The sequence below is a fragment of the Actinoalloteichus fjordicus genome, assembly GCF_001941625.1.
GTDB lineage: Bacteria > Actinomycetota > Actinomycetes > Mycobacteriales > Pseudonocardiaceae > Actinoalloteichus_A > Actinoalloteichus_A fjordicus.
Genome location: NZ_CP016076.1, coordinates 5,732,631 through 5,753,395, shown reverse-complemented (window position 1 = coordinate 5,753,395; position 20,765 = coordinate 5,732,631). Strand labels below are relative to the sequence as shown.

Here is a 20,765-nt window from a genome sequence, read left to right as displayed (position 1 = left end):
GTCGACCCGCACCGTCCCGGCCGGGCCGGACGACGCGCGGGAGACGGTCGAAAAATCCAGACCACCGTCGCCAGGACACCCGCCGCTCTGCGACGATCTCCGACATGACCGCCCCTGAGGACCGGCTGCGGGGTCTCCACCTCGGCAGGCTGCTGACTCGCACCGTCGTCGGCACCATGTTGATCATGGCGCTCGTGGTCGGCGGCACGCTGTTCCGGGTGTGGTTCGTGGCCCGTCAGGACGACCGCAGTCGCGCCGACGTCGTTGTGGTGCTCGGTGCGGCCCAGTACGACGGGAGACCGTCCGCCGTGCTGGAGGCGCGACTGGAGCACGCCGTGACGCTCTACGAGTCGGGCGTCGCCGACCACATCCTGACGGTGGGCGGCAGACAGGCAGGGGACAACTACACCGAGGCGGAGGCAGGCGAGTTCTGGCTGGTCGAACACGGCATCCCGCAGGACCGGGTGGTCGCCGTCGGCGAAGGCGTCGACACCCTGGGCAGCTTCCGGGTCGCCGCGCGCGCCATCTCCGAACGAGGGTGGGACTCGGCCGTGATCGTCAGCGACCCGTGGCACTCGCTGCGGGCCAGGACCATGGCTCGTGACGCAGGCATCGACGCCTGGGTGTCACCGACCCGACGTGGTCCGATCGTGCAGACCAGGGAGACCCAGGCCCGCTACATCCTGCGAGAGACGGCCGCCCTGCTCCATTACCGCTTCACCCACGCTCCCGCCGAGGGCGAGGACAACGGGCTCAAGTGATCCGGGACGATCACCGGTCCCGGCTGTGCTGCCGCAGGATCGCGATCACGTGGTTCTTCAGGAGTCGGGTGGTTCCGCCCGCTCGAACGGCGGCATCCCGGCAGGCACCCTGTCGAGACCCGCACCCTGCCCTTAGGCTGCCCCGGTGTCGTCCGACTACCGCGACCATGACGCGGCTCGTCTGCTGAGCGAACCGCCCAAGCACGCCGTCCTCGACGCAGGCCGGGCCGAACAGCGCAGTGCCTTCGCGCGCGACCGGGCCAGGGTGCTGCACTCCGCGGCCCTGCGCAGGCTTGCGGGCAAGACCCAGGTGGTCGGGCCCGACGAGGGCGATGTGCCGCGCACTCGGCTCACTCACTCGCTGGAGGTGGCCCAGATCGGCCGAGGCATCGGCGCCGAGCTGGGCTGTGATCCCGACATCGTCGACACCGCCGGGCTGGCACACGACATCGGCCATCCGCCGTTCGGCCACAACGGGGAGCGGGCGCTGGACGCCGCCGCCGGTCCGTGCGGCGGCTTCGAGGCCAACGCCCAGACGCTGCGCATCCTCACCCGCCTCGAACCCAAGGCGTTGGCCGAGGACGGCAGTCCGCACGGGCTCAACCTGACCAGGGCCTCGCTGGACGCGTCGACGAAGTATCCGTGGCCGCGCGTCGCAGGCACGCGGAAGTTCGGTGTCTACGAGGACGACCTCCCGGTCTTCGGCTGGATGCGTGCGGGCGCCCCCGACCGGCGTCGTTGCCTGGAGGCGCAGGTCATGGACTGGGCGGACGACGTCGCCTACTCCGTCCACGACGTGGAGGACGGGGTGTTGTCCGGCCGGATCTCCCTGCGACTGCTGGCCGATCCGGCGGAACGGGCCGCCGTGGCGCGGCTGGCGGCCGAGAGCTTCTCCGACGACTCCTCGGCCGCGCTGGAGGCCGCCGCCGAGGGGCTGCTGCGGCTGCCCGTGGTCGTCGACGTCCTGGATCACGCGGGCAGCCTGTCCGACCAGGTGGCATTGAAGCGTCTCACCAGCGAACTGGTCGGCCGGTTCGCCGCCGCCGCGGTGTCCGGGACCAGGGCGAAGTTCGGCGACGGTCCACTGTGTCGCTACCGGGCCGATCTGGTGGTCCCCGCCGAGGTCGCCGCCGAGGTCGCCCTGCTCAAGGCGGTCGCCCTGCGGTATGTGATGAGCGATCCGAAGCGGCTTCAGGTGCAGACCATCCAGCGCGAGCTGCTGGCCGAACTGGTCGAGGCACTGGCCGACCGAGCACCCGACGAGCTGGACCCGGCGTTGCGGCCCGCCTGGGAGGTCGCGGGCGACGACGCGGCGCGGCTGCGGGTGGTCCTGGACCAGGTGGCCGCGCTGACCGACGGCCAGGCGGTGCGGTGGCACGCCAGACTGACCGGCCGGGACGGCCCCGGCATCGAGTGAGCGATCTCCCCGGCCGACCCGCTTCGGCCGGCAGACTGGGCCCATGGCGCGCGGATCGCTCTCGCACCTGACGACCTCGTCAGGGGGCGCGGCGCCGGGCCGAGGCTCCGATGTTCGCTCGGCGGGCAGCGGGGCTGCCTGTTGATCACGAGCGGCGGCGCTGCCGAGCCGGGGTCGCCGGGGCCGAGTTGCGCTGATCGGAGGTCGCGGCCGGGAGGTCGCGGTGGGAAGGTCCCGCCAGGAGATTCGGTGGGATGTCCCGCCGAGAGAGCCGGCGGGAAGGTCCCGCAGGGGATCGCGACGGCGGAGGAAGGCCGTCGGACGGCGACTCCGACCAGCCGTCGGAACCCGATGGACGTCACCGCCGATGTCTGCCGCAGCGTGTTGGGCCTGCCGCTCGGTCACGCGTCCGTGCGCCTTTCGCCGATCGAGCCGACGACAGACAGGGGTTGTTGATCACCGTGGACGACCGTGCACACCTCTCCTTCGCACTGAACCTGCACCGGGCGCTCGCTCCGAGCGACGGCGGTGACTTCTGCTGGTCACCGCTGTCCGTCGCCAGCGCGCTCGGCCTGGCCGCGGCGGGCGCGCGGGGCAGCACCCGAGACGAACTGAGCCGCGTGCTCACCGACGGCTCGCCGGACGACCTGCATCGGGTCGCGGGGCCGCTGATCGCGTCGGCGGAGCTGAGCACCTCGGGCGGTGGCGAGGACCCGCCGATCCTCTCGGTGGCGAACACGTTGTGGACCAGGGACGATCTCGTCGTCCACCCCTCGTTCCGGCGCAACCTCGAACAGTGGCCGGGCGGCGCGGTCAAGGGTGCGCCGTTCGAGGCGGACCCGGAGGGCGCGCGCACGTTGATCAACGAGGACGTCGCCGACCTCACCAGGGGGCTCATTCCGGAGCTGCTGCCCGCAGGAACCGTCGAGAAGCGAACGATGGCGGCGCTGGTCAACGCCCTGTACCTCAAGACGGCGTGGGTCAATCGGTTCACCGAGGGCGCCACCAGCCCGCTGCCGTTCCACGCGAGGGCGGGCGTCCGCGAGGTGCCGACGATGACGCTGACGGAGCGGATGCCCTACGCCGTCCGCTCGGGCTGGCAGGTCGTCGGGCTGCCTGCGAAGGGCGGAGTCGAGGCGGTGATCCTGCTGCCAGACGGCGAACTGGCCGAGGCCGAGGCGGGCCTGGACGGCGCGACGCTGGGCGCCCTGCTCGACGCGATTCGGGCCACCCGGGTCGAGTTGTTCCTGCCTCGGCTGCGCGTCACGGGCCGTGCCGACCTGAAGGCCTCGCTCAGCGGGCTCGGGGTGCGCTCGATGTTCCGCGACGATGCGGACTTCAGCGGGCTGAGCGAGTCGCATCCGGTGCAGATCTCCTCGGTGCTGCACGAGTCGGTGCTGCAGATCGACGAGGAGGGGCTGGAGGGCGCCGCCGCGACGGCTGCGATGTTCGTGCTGGCGGGCGCGATGGTCCCGCAGCGGCCGATCACGGTGCGGGTCGACCGTCCGTTCCTGCTGTTGATCCGCCATCGTCGGAGCGGCTCGGTCTACTTCCTGGCCCGCGTCACCGACCCGAGCTGAGTCGCCGCGCGCGGCGTCGTCCGCGCGTGCCGGGCCCACTCGACCTCGGCGGCGCCGACCCGGACCCGTGCCGGGCGGGCGCCGCCGCGTGGTCTCGGGGTCGTGGTCCGAGGAAGCCGCCTGCTCCTCGGCTCGGGCACGGGCGACCGTCGCGGTGATCCTGGTCGAGGGGCTCGCATGCGACCCCCTCGTGAGCGCCGCCGGTCGGCTCATCGCCTGCGTCACGTCCGTCGCTGCGTCGTCGGGTCGGACGTGACGAACCGAGGCCGGTGCGACGGCGTCGGATCGAGTCCGCCGGGCGGCCGTGGATCAGGAGGGCGACACGAGCACCATTGCCGCCACAATTACTTCAGTATTAAACGAACTTGATGCCGTCGAGGCGATGAGGACGGTGGCCTGCGATGCCACGGCGGCACTCATCGCCGACCGACGTCGCGTAGGCCGCCGACATCGGCGGGCGGATTCCTCGGCGCCCTGGAGCGGGCGGGGTGCGACTGAGCGAGGCGTTCTGCATGGCCGTCGCCTCGCGGCCGCGCCCCGCGTCGCCGCAGGCCCAGCACGCGGGATGCCGCCGCTGCCGTCGGCGTTGCCGCTCTCGCGGGTCAGACGTCCACGCGAGTCAGCTTGTCCGGATTGACCAGATCGAAGACGGCCTCGATGCGGCCGTCCCGGATCGCGATCCAGGCGACGCGGCGTTCGATGGGCACACCGTCGGCCTCGACCGCGACATCCACTGCCGACCCGCCCGTACTCGACCCGGCTGCGCTCGGCCCTTCTGCGCTCGGCCTGTCGCCGCCGATCAACACCCCGAGATCCCCGTTCACCAGCACCGGTACGCCGCCTAGCGCGAGCCGAGTGCCGTACCGGTTGACCAGACCGAGCAGGAAGCGGATGACCTTCTCCGCGCCGATAACCGGCCGGACGGCGGTCTTGGCCCGGCCGCCGCCGTCGCCGTGGACGACCACGTCGGGATGCAGTACGCGCGTCAGCGCCTCGGTGTCCCTGGCGGCCAGCGCGGTCAGGAACTCCTCGAGCAGCCGTCGTTGCTCGGCGGGATCGGCGCGCGGCGGCGGATCGGCGGCGGCCACCAGCCGCCGGGCCCGCGAGGCGTGCTGGCGGGCAGCGACGACCGAACAGCCGAGGATGTCGGCGATCTCGGCGAAGGGCACCGCGAAGCCGTCATGCAGGACGAAGGCCAGTCGCTGGTCCGGGGTGAGCCGCTCCAACACCAGCAGCGCGACGATCCGCATCCCGTCGGCCTGCACGATCTGCTCCAGCGGATCGGGCGTCGACGCCCGACCGTCGTCCGGGCGAGCGACGAACGGCTCCGGCAGCCAGGGCCCGACGTACCGTTCGCGTCGCGCACTCGCCGAGCGCAGCCGGTCGACGCAGATCCGGCCGACCACGGTCGTCAGCCAGGCACGGAGGTCCCGGATGCCTGCTCGATCCGGCGCCCCCAGCGCGGCCAGCCGCAGCCACGCCTCCTGCACGGCGTCCTCGGCGTCGGCACGCGTGCCGTGCAGCCGGTAGGCGACTCCCGTCAGGTGCGGACGGTGCTCCTCGAAGCGTTCGGCCAGTTCCACGAGATCCGCGGTCCCCGCAGCTTCCGCGGTCTCCTTCTCGACACGGCTCACCCCGGCATTCTCCGCCCGCTCGCCGACTCGGCGACGCCAGGTCGGCCCCCTCCCATAGACTCGCCGACCGTGGCAGGACGCATCCGGGAAAGCGACATCGCCGAGGTACGCGACCGGAACCGGATCGACGAGGTGATCGGCGAGTACCTCGAACTGCGTCGTGCGGGCGCGGGCGCGTTGAAGGGGCTGTGTCCCTTCCACGATGAGAAGAGTCCGTCGTTCAACGTCCGGCCCACGCACGGCACCTTCCACTGCTTCGGCTGCGGCGAGGGCGGCGACGTCATCGCCTTCCTGATGAAGCGCGAGCACCTCAGCTTCGTCGAGTCCGTGGAGCGCCTCGCGGATCGGGTCGGCATCCGGCTCAACTACGTCGGCGGCAGCGCCGTCGTGCAGCGCGACCGGGGCACCCGGCTGCGGCTGGTCGAGGCGCACAAGGCCGCCGCCGAGTTCTATGCGGAGGCGCTGCGCAGCGCGGAGGCGGCCGAGGCCAGGGAGTTCCTCAAGACCCGAGGTTTCGACGAGGCCGCCGCGACTCGCTTCGGCTGCGGATTCGCGCCCTCGGGATGGGACCGGCTGACCAAGCACCTGCTGGGCCGAGGTTTCGAGGCGGCGGAGCTGTACAAGGCGGGCCTGGCCAAGGAGGGCAGGCTGGGGCCGATCGACCGGTTCCACCGCAGGCTGCTGTGGCCGATCAAGGACCTGAGCGGCGACGTCGTCGGCTTCGGCGCGCGGCGCATCTTCGACGAGGACCCGATCCAGGCCAAGTACGTCAACACCGCCGAGAGCCCGATCTACCGCAAGTCCCAGGTGCTGTTCGGTCTCGACATGGCCAAGCGGGAGATCGCCAGGCGGCATCAGGTCGTCGTCGTCGAGGGCTACACCGACGTGATGGCCATGCACCTGGCCGGGGTGCCGACAGCGGTCGCCTCCTGCGGAACGGCCTTCGGTGACGAGCACATCAAGGTGCTGTCGCGACTGCTCATGGACGCCTCCTTCAACCAGGCCTCCCTCGGCTCCGAGGTGATCTTCACCTTCGACGGCGACGCGGCGGGCCAGTCGGCGGCCCGAAAGGCCTTCGACAGCGACCAGAACTGGTCGGGGAACACCTTCATCGCCGTGGCGCCGGACGGCATGGACCCCTGCGAGCTGCGGCAGGAGAAGGGCGACCCCGCCGTGCGCGACCTGGTCGCCCGCCGCCGCCCGCTGTACGAGTTCGCCATCCGGGGCGTGGTCAAGAGCCATGATCTTGACACGGCAGAGGGCCAGCTCGCCGCGCTGCGCTCGTCGACGCCGCTGGTGGCGCAGATCCGCGACGTCGCCCTGCGCGACGAGTACGCCCGTCGACTGTCGGGCTGGGTGGGCTGGGACGACACGCCCTCGGTGGTGCGCGAGGTCCGTGAACTGGCAGGCGGCGGCCGTCGTGAACCGGCGCGGCCGACGCGGCAGGCCCGGCAGCCCGCGCCGGGGCGGGGAGCCGGGGACGACAGCGGCCCGCCGAGGCCCGCGCCGGACGACCCGCAGCTCTGGCTGCAACGGGAGGCGCTGAAGGTCGCGCTCCAGTGGCCCGCGCTGGCGGGGCCCGTCTACGACTCGATCTCCGAGCAGGCCTACACGCATCCCGCCTACCTGGCGGTGCATCGGGCGCTGATCGCGGCGGGCGGAGCCTCGGGCGGGCTCTCGGGCTCCGGACTGGTCGCGGCCATGGCGGAGCACTGCCCGCACGCCTCGGTCCGGTCGCTGCTCACCGAGCTGTCGGTGGAGTCGCTGCGGTCCCGATCGGAGGAGGACGCGCTGTACGTGGCGAGCCTGCTGGCCAGGCTCAAGGAGTCCGTGGTGGCCAGGGAGATCGCCGAGCTGAAGTCTCGGTTGCAGCGGATGTCGGCCACGGAGGAGCCTGAGGAGTATCACGCCCTGTTCGGAGACCTGGTCGGGCTGGAGCAGTATCGGAAGGCGCTTCAGGACCAGGCGGTGGGAGGACTGTCGTGAGGGATCTCATCCGTCGACTGCGGCTGTGGGTGGTCGGTTCGCCGAAGCTGCCCGCGAGCTTCACCGGAACCCTGGAGACCGATGAGCGGGTGCTCGCGGTGGCCACCACGAAGGGCGGCGGCGCGGTCGTCGCGACCCGGCTCGGGCTGTGGCTGCCCGAGGTGTCGGGCTCTCGGCGAGTGGGCTGGCACCTGATCTCCAAGGCGACCTGGAAGGACGGCAGCCTGACGGTGGTCGAGGCGGAGTCGGCGGGTGCTGCGGGCGAGGCCGAGCTGCTCACGGACCTGCCGCCTCGTCGGTATGCCATCGCCGAGGCGGGTCGCGTCCCCGAGGCCGTCCTGAAACGGGTGAACGCCTCGATCACCTCTCGGCATCATCGTGAGCTGCCCGGCGGCGGGGCGTGGTTCGTGCAGCGGCGGGTGCCCGGCCGCGACGGCGTGCTGCTTCAGGTACGGATCGACCCCGGCACGGACCGGGCCGTGGTGGCCGACATCGCGTCCGAGGTGGCCGCGAAGCTCGCCCAGGCCAGACCGCCCGTCGAGTAGCGACTCGGTTCTCCCGATTCATTCGTTCCGCCGTGCTCCTTCTGCCGCCTCGCGGGTCCGCAGGGTCCGGTCGAGGCGGCGTCACGGCGCGGTCGACAGGCGGTGACGATGTGGGACTTCTCCCGTCGATCCCGGCTGTTCCGGCCCCATCGACACCACGAAGGGAATAAAGTACGTACGTACGTTTTTCAAGAGGAGGCGCGATGGCCACGACGAAGTGGAATCCGGAGACCTACCTGACCTTCGCCGACCAGCGGGGCAGGCCCTTTCACGAGCTGGTCGCTCGAATCGGTGCCGAAGATCCCCGGCGGGTGGTCGACCTCGGCTGTGGGCCGGGCAACCTCACCGCCACGCTGTCCCAACGCTGGCCGGACGCCGACATCGAGGCGGTCGACTCCTCGCAGGAGATGGTGGACGCGGCGAAGGCGGCAGGTGTGCATGCGCGCCTGTGCGACGTCACGGCCTGGCAGCCCGACGAGGACGTCGACGTCGTGCTCAGCAACGCGGTGCTCCAGTGGGTTCCCGGCCATCGCGAGCTGCTGCGGAGCTGGCTGACCCGGCTGCGGCCCGGCGCGTGGCTGGCCTTTCAGGTGCCCGGCAACTTCGATGCGCCCTCGCATCACGAGATCCGCACGTTGGCGGGGTCGCCCGCCTGGCGAGACCGCCTCGACGGGCTGGCCATGCGCGCACCGGGTGCCGTCCTCGACGCGGTGGGCTACGCGACTCCGCTGGCGGCGCTGGGTGCCGAGGTCGACGCCTGGGAGACCACCTACCTCCAGCGGCTGACCGGGGAGGACCCGGTCCTCGACTGGGTGAGCGGAACGGCGTTGCGCCCGATCAGGAGCGTGTTGACCCAGGCGGGCTGGGCCGAGTTCCGGGCCGAACTCGGGCCGAGGCTTCGGTCGGCGTATCCGAGACAGGCCGACGGCGTGACCTGGTTCCCGTTCCGGCGGATCTTCGTCGTCGCCCGGCGGCTCGGCTGAGGTCGGCGGTGCTCGGGCCGTCCTGACCGGTCCCGTCGCGCAACCCGTCCTGCGCTGTCGAGGCGGGGGCGGGCTCGGTCCGGCCGCGGAACTGGTGAACCGGGACGACGGCCTGGCCGCGGACGCTGCCGGCGCGGCCCGGCGGCCGCGGGTCCAGGGGTCCGGGGGTGGCACTCGACGAAGCGGACGGCCGAGGTTCGACCCCCGGCCGTCCGTGTTCTCTCGTGCGAACCGGTGTCAGACCAGCAGGTCGTCCGGCTGCGGGTGCTTCGGGCGGGTCTGCTGCTCCACTCTGCCCCGCACCTTCGCGGTGACGTCTCGCACGATCGGGTGATCAAGGGCTCGGCGATAGGCCTGCACGATCTGCTCGTACCGAGCCCGGCCAGCCTTGGCCCCCAATACGTAACCAATGGCCGCGCCCAGCAACAGCTTGGTCATGGTGCCCTCCTCGGTCGATGCTCGTGTGGACCATGTTCCCGCATCGCGAGGTGTTCAACCGAGGGGTGGTGAAAACCGGTTCCGATGGTGCGCTAGAGTATGTCTCGTCGGACTTGAAGTCCGGCGAGAGAACTGAATAACCTTCCTCCGTAGCTCAATTGGCAGAGCATTCGGCTGTTAACCGAAGGGTTGTTGGTTCGAGTCCAACCGGAGGAGCCTCACTCACCCCAGGCCGCCGGCCTGGGGTTTTTCGTCGTTGCGGCCGGGGCCGAGACGATCACGGCGCGTCGACGGCCCGGAGACAGCGCAGACCCTGTGCCCGCAGCGCGTCGGGCAGCTCGGCGGGGCCGGTGACGAGGGTGAAGTCGACCCGTACCGAGGTGATCATCCACACGAGGTCCGCCACCGTCTCGCCGCCGACGTGGAAGAGGCAGCTGCGTTCGTCGACCGCCTCCACGACGCCCATTCCCGGCCAGATCCGGTCCGCGACGGCCTCGGCCGCGTGGTGCAGCGTGAACGTCGCCTGACAGGGCCAGGTCCGCGCGGACAGCCGGTGCGTCAGATATGTCGCGGCGTCGCCGTGCGGCGGGGTCCGGCGGGGGAACGAGGGCCCGGTCGGCGTGCGCGGCGTCAGCCGGTCGACGCGGAAGGCACGCCAGTCGTCCCGATCGACGTCGAAGGCCACCAGGTACCAGCGCCGGCTGAAGCTGACGAGGTTGTGCGGCTCGACCGTCCGGATCGTCACCCCGCCACGCGGGCCTGCGTAATCGAAGCGCAGCCGCTCGCGTCGGTGGCAGGCGTCGGCCACGGCCATCAGAGTCTGCGAGGAGACCTGCGGGCCGGAAGTATCGCCCACCCGCATGGTCGTCGAGTGCAGCACCGCGACGCGGTGGCGCAGCCGGGACGGCAGGACCTGTTCCAGTTTCGCCAGTGCCCCCAGGGCACTCTCCTCGATGCCGGCCACCGAGTTCTCCGCCGAGGTGCGCAGTCCGACGGTCACCGCGACCGCCTCGTCGTCGTCCAGCAGCAGCGGCGGCAGCGCGGCGCCTGCACCCAGCCGATAGCCCGAGATGCCCTGGCTGGCGTGCACGGGATAGCCGAGGTCCCGCAGCCGCTCGACGTCGCGGCGAACCGTGCGGCGGCTGACCCCCAGCCGCTCGGCCAGCTCGGCACCGGAGAAGTCGCGGCGTGCCTGCAGCAGGGACAGCAGCTTGAGCAGGCGGGCGGAGGTCTCCAACATGCCGTCGATCCTCGCAGGAACATAGGAGCGATCCGGTCCTCAGAGCCTGTCTTTGATCCCCACTTTCCTGTTGCGCGGGGCCAGCGCGGCGATCTGCGGCGTTGTCGTCAGTCAACATAACTCCGTTATGTCTCCTTCCTCCGCCTTGCAGCTCATCCACGCTGATCCCCGCTCACGACGGAGGGGGATCAAAGACAGGCTCTAACGCCGTTCTACCGTCGCCGCCATGACGACTCCTACCCCCGAGATCCGCCCGTTTCGCATCGACGTTCCGCAGGATCGACTCGACGACCTGTCCGCCCGCCTGGCCGCCACCCGCTGGCCGGACGAACTGCCGGGCATGGGGTGGGACCACGGGATGCCGGTCTCCTATCTGCGAGGGCTCGTGGAGTACTGGCGGACGGGGTACGACTGGCGGGCGCAGGAGACGGCGCTGAACGAGATCCCGCAGTACATCACCGAGATCGACGGGCAGCAGGTCCACTTCCTGCACATTCGTTCTCCCGAGCCTGCCGCGCTGCCGTTGGTGATGATGCACGGCTGGCCGGCGTCCTTCGTCGAGTTCCTCGACGTGATCGGCCCGCTGACCGACCCCCGGTCGCACGGCGGCGATCCCGCCGACGCCTTCCATCTGGTCATCCCCTCGCCGCCGGGCTTCGCCTTCTCGGGGCCCACCCGTGAGGCGGGGCAGAGCGGCAGTGAACGCCACGCGGAGGTCGTCGCCGCGCTGATGGCTCGGCTGGGCTACACCTCCTACGGCACGCAGGGCGGCGACTTCGGTTCGCTCGTCGGCCCGCAGATCGGCCGAATCGCCACCGAGCACGTCGTCGGCGTCCACGTCAACGGCCTGCTCACCATCGGCGGCTGGGACCAGGACACCAGCGGATGGGACGAGGCCGATCAGCGAAGGCTGGCGGAGCAGGGCGGCTTCGAGGAGGTCGGGGGCTACGCGGCGATCCAGTCCACGCGTCCGCAGACGCTGGCCTTCGGCCTGCACGACTCGCCGGTCGGGCTGCTGGGCTGGATCGTCGACCTGTTCAAGACCTTCTCGAACCCGGCGAAGGAACTGCCGGAGGACGCGGTGGACCGGGACGCGCTGCTCACCAACGTGATGATCTACTGGTTCACCGAGACCTTCGCGTCCTCGACTCGGATCTACAAGGAGTCCACGCACTGGGGTGCCGAGCTGGCCGACTCCGGCGTCCCGACCGCCTGTGCGCTCTTCCCCGGCGACGTCACCATCCGGGCCGTCGCCGAGCAGCAGCACACCGTCGTGCGCTGGACCGAGTACGACCGGGGCGGCCACTTCGCGGCGATGGAGGCTCCTGATCTGCTCGTCGAGGACGTCCGGGCGTTCTTCCGCACCCTGCGTGCTGCCTGAGGCGGGGCCGACCGGCAGACCCCGGCATCGCGATGCCTGCGCCTGCCGGACCCTCGAATCCCGCAGGCCTTCGACGCCGGTGCCTGCGGTCGCGCGTCGGACTCGATTCCCCACCTGATGCTGTTGAGCTTCGTCCCGATCCGGGCCGGTCCGCGCGCGACGTGGGCGGCCTCGATCGGTGTCCGAAGGTCACGGCGAGCGGTGCGGCAAGCGGACTGCCATGGCAGCCGGCCGGTCGCGAACGGGTGCGGCCGTCGGCGTCTCGACGGCCGCGTGCGCACCGAGGCGCGCACCCGTCAGCGTGGTCGCAGGTCAGCGCGGTCCCATGCCGTCGTGACCGCTGCCGGGCCGTGCGTGCCGCCGCAACGCGTCGATGGTGTTCTCCGGCGAGGTGTTGAAGCAGAACACGATGCCGGGAACGAGTTCGTTGAGCAGATTCACGACCCGTTCGAACAGCAGCGTGTGCTCCGGTGCAACGCGCAGGCCCGCACCGATCATCACGACGTGGACTGCTCGTCGGGCGACGCACTGCCGGATCGTGCGCTCGGCCTCGGCCTCGTCGGCCGCTACCAGGCACTGCACGAGGTCGAACCCCGCTGCTCGGATCGCCGCCTCGCCTGCGGCGAGCCGGGCCGTCAGCGTCTCCTCGGTGATCTCCGGGTGGAGACTGAAATCGACCGCACTCGGATGCAGCCCGAGCGACAGGACGACATCACCGGTGTGCTCTTCCTGCGTCGTCACCACGGAACGACTCCCTCGCGGTTGAAGAAGCCGCCGGTCGGCTCATTCGAGCCGAGGCCGGCCAGCCGGACGATCGCGTCGGTCCCCTCGGACACGGTCTGGGTGCCCGTGTGGCCGTTGAGGTCGGTCGCGGTGTAGCCGGGGTCCACGGCGTTGATCCGGACTCCGTCCAGCGCACGGGCATACTGGCTGGTGATCATGTTCAACGCCGCTTTCGACGCCGGATAGCCGAGTGTCGGCGGCACCAGCCCGAACCAACGCGGGTCGTTCGAGACCGCGAAGGACCCCATCCCGCTGGACACCATGACGATCCGGGGTTTCTCGGCGGCCCGCAGCAGCGGCAGGAAGGCGTTCGTGACTCGGACCGGGCCGAACACGTTGACCTCGAACAGCTGCCGCAGATCGTCGGCTCGCACCTCGGCGGGCGGGTTCGGCGGCCCGCCGACGCCCGCGTTGTTCACCAGCACGTCCAGCCGCCCGGCATGGGCCTGCACCGTGTCCACGGCCGCGGCGACGGACTCGTCGGAGGTCACGTCGAGCGGGACGAACCGCACCGTCACGCCGTCGTCGGCCAGTTCCGCCGCCGCCTTCCTGCCGCGTGCCTCGTCACGCGCACCGAGGAACACGTCCCAGCCCGCGGCCGCGAGTCTGCGCACGGTCTCGCGTCCCAGTCCCTTGTTCGCCCCGGTCACCAGGGCGGTCGTCATCTTGTTCGTCGACACGCTGCCAGCGTCGCCGATGATGAGGCGCCGACGCCAGGACCGAGGTGGCCTGGGACCGCCGGTACCACCCCGAACGGGCCGCTCCGCCGGCACGATGGGTGCGTGGACAGAGCCGAACTGGCCGCGGTGCTGCGCACTGCGCGATCACGAGTCAGACCCGCCGACGTCGGCCTGCCCACCGGCCTGCGCAGGCAGGTCCCCGGGCTCCGTCGGGAGGAGGTCGCCCAGCTGGCGGGTCTGGGCGTCGACTATGTGATCCGGCTCGAGCAGGGCCGGGGGCCGAGACCGTCGACGCAGGTACTCGGCGCGCTGGCGAGGGCGCTGCGGCTCGGCGACGATGACCGCGACATGATGTTCCGGCTCGCGGGCGCGGAACCGCCGCAGGCAGGCCGGATTCCGATGCTGGTCCGGCCGAGCGTGCTGCGCCTGCTCGACCGGATGTCCGACCTGCCCGCCCTCGTGCTGTCGGCCAAGTCCGATGTGCTCGCCTGGAACCCGCTCGGCGCCGCCCTGCTCGGCGACTTCTCCGAGTTGCCCACCGCGCGACGCAATCTCATCTGGCAGCGGTTTCTCGGCCCGAATCCCGATACGGAGACCTCGGCGGCCGCCGACTGCGTCGGCTGCCTGCGGACGGCGCAGGCCCGCTACCCCGATGATCCCGACCTCGCGAGACTCGTGGCCGACCTGCGTGGCGGGAGCGCCCGCTTCGACAGTCTGTGGCGAGCGGGCCGCTCCGGGCGGCTGCGCGCCGCCTGCGTGACCCGCGTGCATCCAGAAGTCGGCATGCTGACCCTGGACGTCGACGTGCTCCGGGAGCCCGAGGGTGATCAGACCGTCCTCATCTACTCGGCTGCACCCGGCACGGCGACGGCATCGGCGCTGGAACTTCTCCGCGTCACCGGGCTTCAACGATTCGCCTTGTGATTCGTGATTTGTGGTTCGCGGGCGGACTCGCCGCCGAGCCTGCACCTGACGGCGGTGCTGACCTCTCCGCGTCGATGCCGGTGATCCCGGCGGGGTGCGGTTCGTGAACTCGGTGCCGACCCGCGACGACCAGCCTGCGGTGCGGGGCGGACTCGGAAGCAGGTCCGGCACCGAACCGCGCCACGACCGGCGAGGCATCCGACGGCGACGCCTGCGCAGTATCGCGGGGCAGCCGAGCGGCTCGGGCAGTTCGGGCTGTCGGGCGGTTCGGGCAGGCTGCTGACGTCCGGTCCGGTGAGACCTGACGCGCCCGGTGACGTCCGGCGGCGCGGAAGAAGCGCCCGCCGGCAGGCGGCTGACGCGGCGTGATCCCCGAGGTGATCGGCGCCGAGCCTGCCGCGCGGCTGACGAGCCGGCTGCGCTCGGCGAGCATCGCCGCGGGGCGGATCTCGCGGGTGGCGACCTAGCTGCGAAAGGTGCGGCGGTAGGCGTCCGGCGGCACGCCCACCGTGCGGTGGAAATGCCTGCGCAAGGTGGCCGCCGTGCCCATGCCCACCGCCGCTGCGACGGCGTCGATGCCGTCGTCGGTGGTTTCCAGCAGTTCCTGGGCGCGGCGGATTCGTTGCGTCGACAGCCAGTGCAGCGGGGTGGTGCCGGTCGCGGATCGGAAATGGCGACCGAGGTTGCGTGAGCTCATGTTCGCCTGGCGGGCGAGATCCGCGACGGTCAGCGGATGCTCCAGCCGTTGTGCCGCCCAGGGGAGGAGCCGGGCGAGCGGGTGCGTGTCTCGGGCCGGCACCGGGGCGGTGACGAACTGGGCCTGGCCGCCGGTCCGGTGCGGCGGCACGACCAGGCTGCGGGCGATCGTGTTGGCGACCGCCGAGCCGTGGTCGGAGCGGACCAGATGCAGGCACAGGTCCACCGCTGCGGCCTTGCCCGCCGAGGTGAGGACGCTGCCGTCGTCGACGTAGAGCACGTCCGGGTCGACTGTCACGCGGGGATGGCGGGCGGCGAGCGCCCCGGCGTGGGCCCAGTGCGTGGTGGCGCGCCTGCCGTCCAGCAGGCCTGCGGCGGCCAGCACGAACGCCCCCGTGCACAGCGAGACCGTTCGCGCGCCCGCCTCGTGGGCCGTGCGCACCGCGTCGACGAGGTCGGCGGGCGGCGGCTCGTCGGCGTCGGCCAGTGCGGGAACGATCACCGTGTCCGCGCAGGCCAACCGGTCGAGCCCGCCGTCCGGCTCCAGCCGGAACCGGCCGAGCCGCACTGGGCCCGAGCCGCAGATCACGAGGTCGTACCAGGCGTCGGCCTGCCCTGTCCGGTCGGCGCCGAAGATCTCGTACGCCACCGACAGCTCGAAGTGCCGCATCCCGTCGGCAACGGCCACCGCGATCGTGCTCATGTCCGAAACTGTACGCATGACGGCGTTCAAGACACTCGTGGCGCCTGCTCCCCTCGGCCACGATTCTCACCGTGGATCACATGAGCATGACCGCGGAACAGCGGGAATCGGGTCACACGGTCGCGGTGTTCGGCGCCTACGGGCACACCGGACGGTTCGTGGTGGCCGAGCTGCGCGAGCGAGGGTTCGTCCCGCTCCTGGCGGGACGTGACGCGGAGCGGCTGCATGCGCTGGCAGCGGAACACCCCGGACTCGACGCTCGGCAGGCGTCCGTCGACGACTCGGCCGCGCTCGATCGCGCGCTCGCCGGAGCGGCAGCGGTGATCAACGCTGCCGGGCCCTTCGCCGCCACCGCTGCCCAGGTGATCGAGGCCGCCCTGCGCGCGGGCATCCCGTATGTGGACGTGTCGGCCGAGATCGAGGCCAACATCGACGCGTTCGCGCACTTCGGAGACCGGGCCCGCGAGGCGGGCACCGTCGTGCTCCCCGCGATGGCCTTCTACGGCGGTCTCGGCGATCTGTTGGCCACCACGGCGATGGGCGACTGGACGGCCGCCGACGAGGTGCACGTCGCCTACGGCCTGAGCAGCTGGCATCCCACTGCCGGGACCCTCGCGGCAGGCAGGGTCTCGCGGGAGCGGCGCAACGGCAGGGGCGTCCGCTACACCGCAGGCGAACTGGCCTACCACGACGACGCGTCGCCGGTCCTGGACTGGGACTTCCCCGCTCCGCTCGGGGTGCGGCCCGTTCTCGGCGGGTTCACGATGACCGACGTCGTCACCATCCCCAGCCATCTGTCGGTCCCCGAGGTGCGCACGTACATGGCCGTCGACGCGGCGAAGGACCTGTCGGTGCCAGACCCGGCCGGCCCGGTCCCCGTCGACGAGCGGGGTCGATCCGCCCAGACCTTCCTCGTCGACGTGATCGTCCGCTCCGGCGACACCCGGCGACGGGCGGCCGCGCGGGGGCAGGACATCTACGCCGTCACTGCCCCGCTGGCGGTGGAGGCGGTCGACCGCATCCTCTCCGGGCGGACTCGCACGACGGGCGTCGCCTCGGCGGGCAGGCTCTTCGACGCACCCGACTTCCTGCGCGCGCTGGCCGCGCACGTCACGGTCGACCTGCCCCGAGGCTGAGCACGGCGAGTGACGCGGCATGGCGCGCGGTGCGTGCAGGCGGCGCTCGCCTGCACGCGCATCGACATCGGTCGGGGCAGGCCGCGACGTCTCGAGCAGGCAGACGGCCCCCGGCGCGACCTCGACCCCTGCCCGCCTTGCCGACCCCGGCACCAACCGATCGGTGGATGGCGGCATCCACCGAACCCGGCATCGGCCTGACCGCGCAGTCGATGTGACGCATCGCGGGCAGGCGGCACGCTTCGACGTATGGCAATCATCGAGGTGACCGACCTCGTCAAGCGCTACGGCGATCACACCACGGTCAAGGGCGTCAGCTTCACCGTCGAGCAGAGCGAGATATTCGGGATTCTGGGGCCCAACGGGGCGGGCAAGACCACCACGGTCGAGTGCATCGAGGGCCTGCGCACCCCCGACGGCGGGGGCGTCCGGGTCTGCGGCATCGACCCGAGACGGGACACCGGTGAGCTGCGGCAGCTGCTCGGCGTGCAGCTCCAGGAGAGCGAGCTGCCCGCCAAGCTCAAGGTGGGCGAGGCGATGGAGCTGTACAGCTCCTTCTACCGCGCCCCCGTCGACTGGCGCGAACTGATCGAGGCGCTGCGGCTCACCGACCGACTGGACACGCAGTTCCGTCGGCTCTCCGGCGGGCAGAAGCAGCGGCTGTCGATCGCGCTCGCGATGATCGGCGGTCCGAAGGTGACGGTGCTCGACGAGCTCACCACCGGTCTCGACCCGCAGGCCCGCCGCGACACGTGGGACCTCATCGAGGGCATCCGCGACCGGGGCGTGACGGTCCTGCTGGTCACACACTTCATGGAGGAGGCGGAGCGGCTCTGCGACCGGCTGGCCGTGATCGACGCGGGCCGTCTCGTCGCGCTCGACACCCCGGCCGGACTGGTCTCCAGGGTCAACGACCGGCAGCGGATTCGCTTCCGACCGTCCGTGCCGCTGGATCACGCCGTGCTGACCGCGTTGCCGGAGGTCGCGTCGGTCGAGCGGGCGGGCGGGCAGCTCGTCGTGACCGGCAGCGGGAACCTGCTGCACGCCGTGACCACCGTGCTCGCCCGGCACCAGGTCATCGCCGCCGACCTCCGCGTCGAGCAGGCCTCGCTGGACGACGCGTTCGTCGCGCTCACCGGCCACCCCGTCGATGTCTGAGGAGACCGCAATGCCGCCCCTGCTCCGACTCACCGCCACCGAGACCAGACTGTTCTTCCGGGAGCCGATCAGCATGATCTTCGTGCTCGGCTTCCCCCCGATCCTGCTCGTCATCCTCGGCTCGATCCCGTCGCTTCGCGAGGCCTCCGCCGATCTCGGCGGGGCGCGGCCGATCGACGTGTACACGCCCATCCTCGTCGCGTTGGCGATCGCCACCCTGGCACTCGTCAGCCTGCCCCAGCAGCTCGCCGCGTACCGGGAGAAGGGCGTCCTGCGGCGCATGCGGACCACCCCGGTCAAGCCCGCGCTGATGCTCGGCGCGCACCTGCTGATGTGCACGATCATGTCCGTGGTGACGATGCTGGTCGTGGTCGCCGTCGGCAGGGTGGCTTTCGAGGTGAACCTGCCGAGGCAACTGCTCGCCTACCCGGTGGTCTATCTGCTGGCGGCGCTGGCGATGCTCGCGGTGGGGCTGCTCGTGGCCGCGCTGGCGCCGAGCAGCACGAGCGCCAGCGCGATCGGGCTGGTGCTGTTCTTCCCGATCGCCTTCTTCGCAGGCCTGTGGGTGCCACGCGACTCGATGAACGACCTCCTGCGGACGATCAGCGACTTCAGCCCGTTGGGGGCGGGCGTGCAGTCATTGCAGGACGCCGCGGCAGGGCACTGGCCGCAACTGTTGCACGTGGTCGTCATGCTGGGGTGGACGATCGTGGCAGGCGGACTGGCCGCGCGGTATTTCCGTTGGGAGTAGGTCGTTGAGCATCGAGGCCGAGCTGCGTGCGGAGTTCGACCGGGAGGAACGCCGGGAGATCGTGGTCATCAGCGTCCTTCCGTACCTCCTCTTGGCGGCCAGCACCGTCGTCACGTTGCTGCAACCGGTCTGGGGTGAGCCGGTACCCGGGCCGCTCGTGCTCGGCCTCGCGCTGCTCACCGCGCTCTGGCTGGTCTGGTTCGACGTGGTGCAGGCGAGGGGGCGGCGGAACGGCCCGTCGACGGTCCTGTACTACGCCGGGTTGACGGTCCTCGCGGGCAGCCTGACGGCGATCGCGCCGTGGTACGGCATCTTCGCCTTCGTCGGCTACGTTCATGCGTTCCTCTTCCTGCACGGCCGCTGGCGGTACCTCGGCGTCACCGTCACGGCGATGATCGCGGCCGTGTCGTACGTGGGCGGCATCGCCGAGATCGACGGCAACGGCTGGTGGGAGTGGGCGGCGCTCTTCGGCATCACGCTGGTGCTGGCCTCGTCGTTCTTCCACTTCGCCGAGCTGGGGTATCGCCGTAACGACCAGCAGCAGCGCGCGCTCGCCGAGCTGCACGAGGCCAACGTCAAGCTGGCGGCGGCGCTGGAGGAGAACGCGGGCCTGCAGGCTCAGCTGCTGGTCCAGGCCCGGGAGGCAGGCGTGCTCGACGAACGGCAGCGGATGGCACGGGAGATCCACGACACGCTGGCGCAGAGTCTCGCGGGCATCCTCACTCAGCTCCAGGCCGCCGAGCAGACGACGGACGAGCCGTCGACGCTGAACCGTCACATGACGAACGCGATGAATCTCGCTCGCGAGAGTCTCACCGAGGCCCGCCGGACCGTCCACGCGGTGGGGCCGGAGCTGCTCGCCGACGCCCGGCTCGCGGACGCGATCAGCGACGTGACCCGCCGCTGGTCGGAGGCCAACGACATCGACGCGATGCTGACCACCACCGGCGACCCTCGGCCGATGCATGCCGACGTCGAGGTGACGCTGCTGCGTGCCGCGCAGGAGGCGCTCGCCAACGTGGCCAAGCATGCGAACGCGGGCCGCGTCGGCCTGACCCTGTCTTACATGGAGGACCTGGTGACCCTGGACGTGCGCGACGACGGGAGGGGATTCGATCCCGACGCCAGGCCTGCGGGCGGTTCGGCGAGCGGTGGGTTCGGGCTCGCGGGCATGCGGCAGCGGGTGCAACGCCTCGCGGGCAGGCTCGACATCGAGTCGGAACCCGGCGGCGGCACCGCAATCTCGGCGTCGGTGCCTGCGATCCCGGCCGGGTGCGGCTCGTGATCTCTTTGTTGATCGTCGACGACCACCCGGTGGTGCGGGACGGCCTGCGCGGCATGTTCGGCGCCGATCCGCGTTTCGGCGTCCTCGGCGAGGCCTGCGACGGCGCGGAGGCCGTCACCGCAGGCGAACGACTCCAGCCCGACGTGATCCTGATGGACCTGCGGATGCCGAGGGTCGACGGCGTCGCCGCCATCAAGGAGCTGGCCCGGCGCGGTGTGCCCGCCCGCGTGCTCGTGCTCACCACCTACGACACCGACAGCGACGTCCTGCCCGCCATCGAGGCGGGCGCCACCGGCTACCTGCTGAAGGACGCGCCGAGGGAGGAGCTGTTCCGTGCGGTGGAGGCGGCCGCGCGGGGACAGGCGGCGCTGGCCCCCGCAGTCGCGACCCGGCTGATGGGTCAGATGCGCAGGCCCGCCACCGAGCTGCTGTCGCAGCGCGAACTGGCGGTGTTGGAGCTGATTGCCAAGGGCTCGACGAACCGCGAGGCGGCACGGCAGCTCTTCATCAGCGAGGCGACCGTGAAGACACACCTGCTGCACGTGTACGCGAAACTCGGTGTCAAGGACCGGGCTGCTGCGGTGGCGACCGCGTTCTCCCGCGGCTACCTGACCGTGCGGGGCGACGGGTGATCGGGACGCCCGATCACCCGAGCCGTGCGCCGTGATCGCCCGGTCCGCCGCA

Annotated in this window: 19 protein-coding genes and 1 tRNA gene; 14 read left to right on the top strand and 6 right to left on the bottom strand. The window is 71.3% G+C overall.

Going from position 1 to position 20,765, the window contains the following annotated elements:
• Positions 1–104: 104 nt before the first annotated feature.
• The 3 genes from UA74_RS24480 (at position 105) to UA74_RS24470 (ending at position 3,758) form a co-directional block, all read left to right on the top strand.
• Positions 105–761, top strand: coding sequence for a YdcF family protein (locus UA74_RS24480; RefSeq protein ID WP_075742355.1), 657 nt, complete (start codon positions 105–107; stop codon positions 759–761).
• A gap of 145 nt (positions 762–906) precedes the next feature.
• Positions 907–2,178: a deoxyguanosinetriphosphate triphosphohydrolase gene (locus UA74_RS24475; RefSeq protein ID WP_075742354.1), complete on the top strand. Its 1,272-nt coding sequence runs from the start codon at positions 907–909 to the stop codon at positions 2,176–2,178.
• Positions 2,179–2,633: 455 nt separating this feature from the next.
• Positions 2,634–3,758: a serpin family protein gene (locus UA74_RS24470; protein WP_075744183.1), complete on the top strand. Its 1,125-nt coding sequence runs from the start codon at positions 2,634–2,636 to the stop codon at positions 3,756–3,758.
• Between the two features lie 602 nt (positions 3,759–4,360).
• Here UA74_RS24470 and sigJ read toward each other — a convergent pair.
• Entirely contained in the window at positions 4,361–5,392 is a 1,032-nt protein-coding gene (gene sigJ, locus UA74_RS24465) for an RNA polymerase sigma factor SigJ (RefSeq protein ID WP_232237421.1), read from the bottom strand.
• A gap of 69 nt (positions 5,393–5,461) precedes the next feature.
• Between sigJ and dnaG the strand changes: the two genes are divergently transcribed.
• From dnaG to UA74_RS24450, 3 genes are all read left to right on the top strand, one after another.
• Positions 5,462–7,378 (top strand): DNA primase, encoded by a 1,917-nt coding sequence (gene dnaG, locus UA74_RS24460; protein ID WP_075742353.1) that lies wholly within the window; start codon positions 5,462–5,464, stop codon positions 7,376–7,378.
• Positions 7,375–7,923, top strand: a complete 549-nt coding sequence (locus tag UA74_RS24455; protein WP_232237419.1) for a hypothetical protein — start codon at positions 7,375–7,377, stop codon at positions 7,921–7,923. The genes dnaG and UA74_RS24455 overlap by 4 nt, the downstream gene beginning before the upstream one ends.
• 203 nt (positions 7,924–8,126) lie before the next feature.
• Positions 8,127–8,906, top strand: a complete 780-nt coding sequence (locus UA74_RS24450; RefSeq protein WP_075742352.1) for a trans-aconitate 2-methyltransferase — start codon at positions 8,127–8,129, stop codon at positions 8,904–8,906.
• Positions 8,907–9,143: 237 nt separating this feature from the next.
• Here the strand turns inward: UA74_RS24450 and UA74_RS24445 are convergent, their stop codons facing one another.
• Positions 9,144–9,344, bottom strand: coding sequence for a hypothetical protein (locus UA74_RS24445; protein ID WP_075742351.1), 201 nt, complete (start codon positions 9,342–9,344; stop codon positions 9,144–9,146).
• 143 nt (positions 9,345–9,487) lie between these two features.
• Between UA74_RS24445 and UA74_RS24440 the strand changes: the two genes are divergently transcribed.
• A tRNA-Asn gene (locus UA74_RS24440) sits at positions 9,488–9,560 on the top strand.
• Positions 9,561–9,621: 61 nt separating this feature from the next.
• On the opposite strand, the gene UA74_RS33115 is transcribed toward UA74_RS24440, so the two are convergent.
• Positions 9,622–10,584: a helix-turn-helix transcriptional regulator gene (locus tag UA74_RS33115; protein WP_075742350.1), complete on the bottom strand. Its 963-nt coding sequence runs from the start codon at positions 10,582–10,584 to the stop codon at positions 9,622–9,624.
• A 226-nt stretch (positions 10,585–10,810) separates the two neighbouring features.
• Here UA74_RS33115 and UA74_RS24430 point away from each other — a divergent pair, with 226 nt between their 5' ends.
• Complete coding sequence (locus UA74_RS24430) at positions 10,811–11,965, top strand: epoxide hydrolase family protein (protein WP_075742349.1); 1,155 nt, start codon at positions 10,811–10,813, stop codon at positions 11,963–11,965.
• A 312-nt stretch (positions 11,966–12,277) separates the two neighbouring features.
• Here UA74_RS24430 and UA74_RS24425 read toward each other — a convergent pair whose 3' ends face one another.
• Positions 12,278–12,709 carry a hypothetical protein gene (locus tag UA74_RS24425; protein WP_198042854.1) on the bottom strand — a complete coding sequence of 144 codons (432 nt, stop codon included), beginning with the start codon at positions 12,707–12,709 and terminating at the stop codon, positions 12,278–12,280.
• Positions 12,703–13,428 carry an SDR family oxidoreductase gene (locus UA74_RS24420; protein WP_083683581.1) on the bottom strand — a complete coding sequence of 242 codons (726 nt, stop codon included), beginning with the start codon at positions 13,426–13,428 and terminating at the stop codon, positions 12,703–12,705. The genes UA74_RS24425 and UA74_RS24420 overlap by 7 nt, the downstream gene beginning before the upstream one ends.
• 102 nt (positions 13,429–13,530) lie before the next feature.
• Here UA74_RS24420 and UA74_RS24415 point away from each other — a divergent pair, with 102 nt between their 5' ends.
• The gene (locus UA74_RS24415; protein ID WP_075742347.1) at positions 13,531–14,352 is read left to right on the top strand and encodes a helix-turn-helix transcriptional regulator; all 822 of its coding nucleotides are present in this window, start codon (positions 13,531–13,533) and stop codon (positions 14,350–14,352) included.
• 463 nt (positions 14,353–14,815) lie between these two features.
• Here the strand turns inward: UA74_RS24415 and UA74_RS24405 are convergent, their stop codons facing one another.
• Positions 14,816–15,751 (bottom strand): helix-turn-helix domain-containing protein, encoded by a 936-nt coding sequence (locus UA74_RS24405; RefSeq protein WP_075742345.1) that lies wholly within the window; start codon positions 15,749–15,751, stop codon positions 14,816–14,818.
• A gap of 80 nt (positions 15,752–15,831) precedes the next feature.
• On the opposite strand from UA74_RS24405, the gene UA74_RS24400 reads away from it, so the two are divergent.
• The 5 genes from UA74_RS24400 to UA74_RS24380 all read left to right on the top strand — a co-directional run bounded on the left by UA74_RS24400 (position 15,832) and on the right by UA74_RS24380 (position 20,713).
• Entirely contained in the window at positions 15,832–16,887 is a 1,056-nt protein-coding gene (locus UA74_RS24400) for a saccharopine dehydrogenase NADP-binding domain-containing protein (protein ID WP_232237418.1), read from the top strand.
• A gap of 249 nt (positions 16,888–17,136) precedes the next feature.
• Positions 17,137–18,045 (top strand): ABC transporter ATP-binding protein, encoded by a 909-nt coding sequence (locus UA74_RS24395; protein ID WP_075742344.1) that lies wholly within the window; start codon positions 17,137–17,139, stop codon positions 18,043–18,045.
• A 10-nt stretch (positions 18,046–18,055) separates the two neighbouring features.
• Positions 18,056–18,796, top strand: coding sequence for an ABC transporter permease (locus tag UA74_RS24390; RefSeq protein WP_075742343.1), 741 nt, complete (start codon positions 18,056–18,058; stop codon positions 18,794–18,796).
• Between the two features lie 4 nt (positions 18,797–18,800).
• Positions 18,801–20,081: a sensor histidine kinase gene (locus UA74_RS24385; protein WP_075742342.1), complete on the top strand. Its 1,281-nt coding sequence runs from the start codon at positions 18,801–18,803 to the stop codon at positions 20,079–20,081.
• Positions 20,078–20,713: a response regulator gene (locus UA74_RS24380; RefSeq protein WP_075766331.1), complete on the top strand. Its 636-nt coding sequence runs from the start codon at positions 20,078–20,080 to the stop codon at positions 20,711–20,713. The genes UA74_RS24385 and UA74_RS24380 overlap by 4 nt, the downstream gene beginning before the upstream one ends.
• Positions 20,714–20,765 lie beyond the last annotated feature (52 nt).

Excerpts from the sequence above, each read along its gene's own strand:
- UA74_RS24480 (WP_075742355.1), top strand. The coding sequence starts at position 105 with ATGACCGCCCCTGAGGACCGGCTGCGGGGTCTCCACCTCGGCAGGCTG.
- UA74_RS24450 (WP_075742352.1), top strand. The coding sequence starts at position 8,127 with ATGGCCACGACGAAGTGGAATCCGGAGACCTACCTGACCTTCGCCGAC.
- UA74_RS24445 (WP_075742351.1), bottom strand. The coding sequence starts at position 9,344 with ATGACCAAGCTGTTGCTGGGCGCGGCCATTGGTTACGTATTGGGGGCC.
- UA74_RS33115 (WP_075742350.1), bottom strand. The coding sequence starts at position 10,584 with ATGTTGGAGACCTCCGCCCGCCTGCTCAAGCTGCTGTCCCTGCTGCAG.
- UA74_RS24430 (WP_075742349.1), top strand. The coding sequence starts at position 10,811 with ATGACGACTCCTACCCCCGAGATCCGCCCGTTTCGCATCGACGTTCCG.
- UA74_RS24405 (WP_075742345.1), bottom strand. The coding sequence starts at position 15,751 with ATGAGCACGATCGCGGTGGCCGTTGCCGACGGGATGCGGCACTTCGAG.
- UA74_RS24400 (WP_232237418.1), top strand. The coding sequence starts at position 15,832 with ATGAGCATGACCGCGGAACAGCGGGAATCGGGTCACACGGTCGCGGTG.
- UA74_RS24395 (WP_075742344.1), top strand. The coding sequence starts at position 17,137 with ATGGCAATCATCGAGGTGACCGACCTCGTCAAGCGCTACGGCGATCAC.
- UA74_RS24390 (WP_075742343.1), top strand. The coding sequence starts at position 18,056 with ATGCCGCCCCTGCTCCGACTCACCGCCACCGAGACCAGACTGTTCTTC.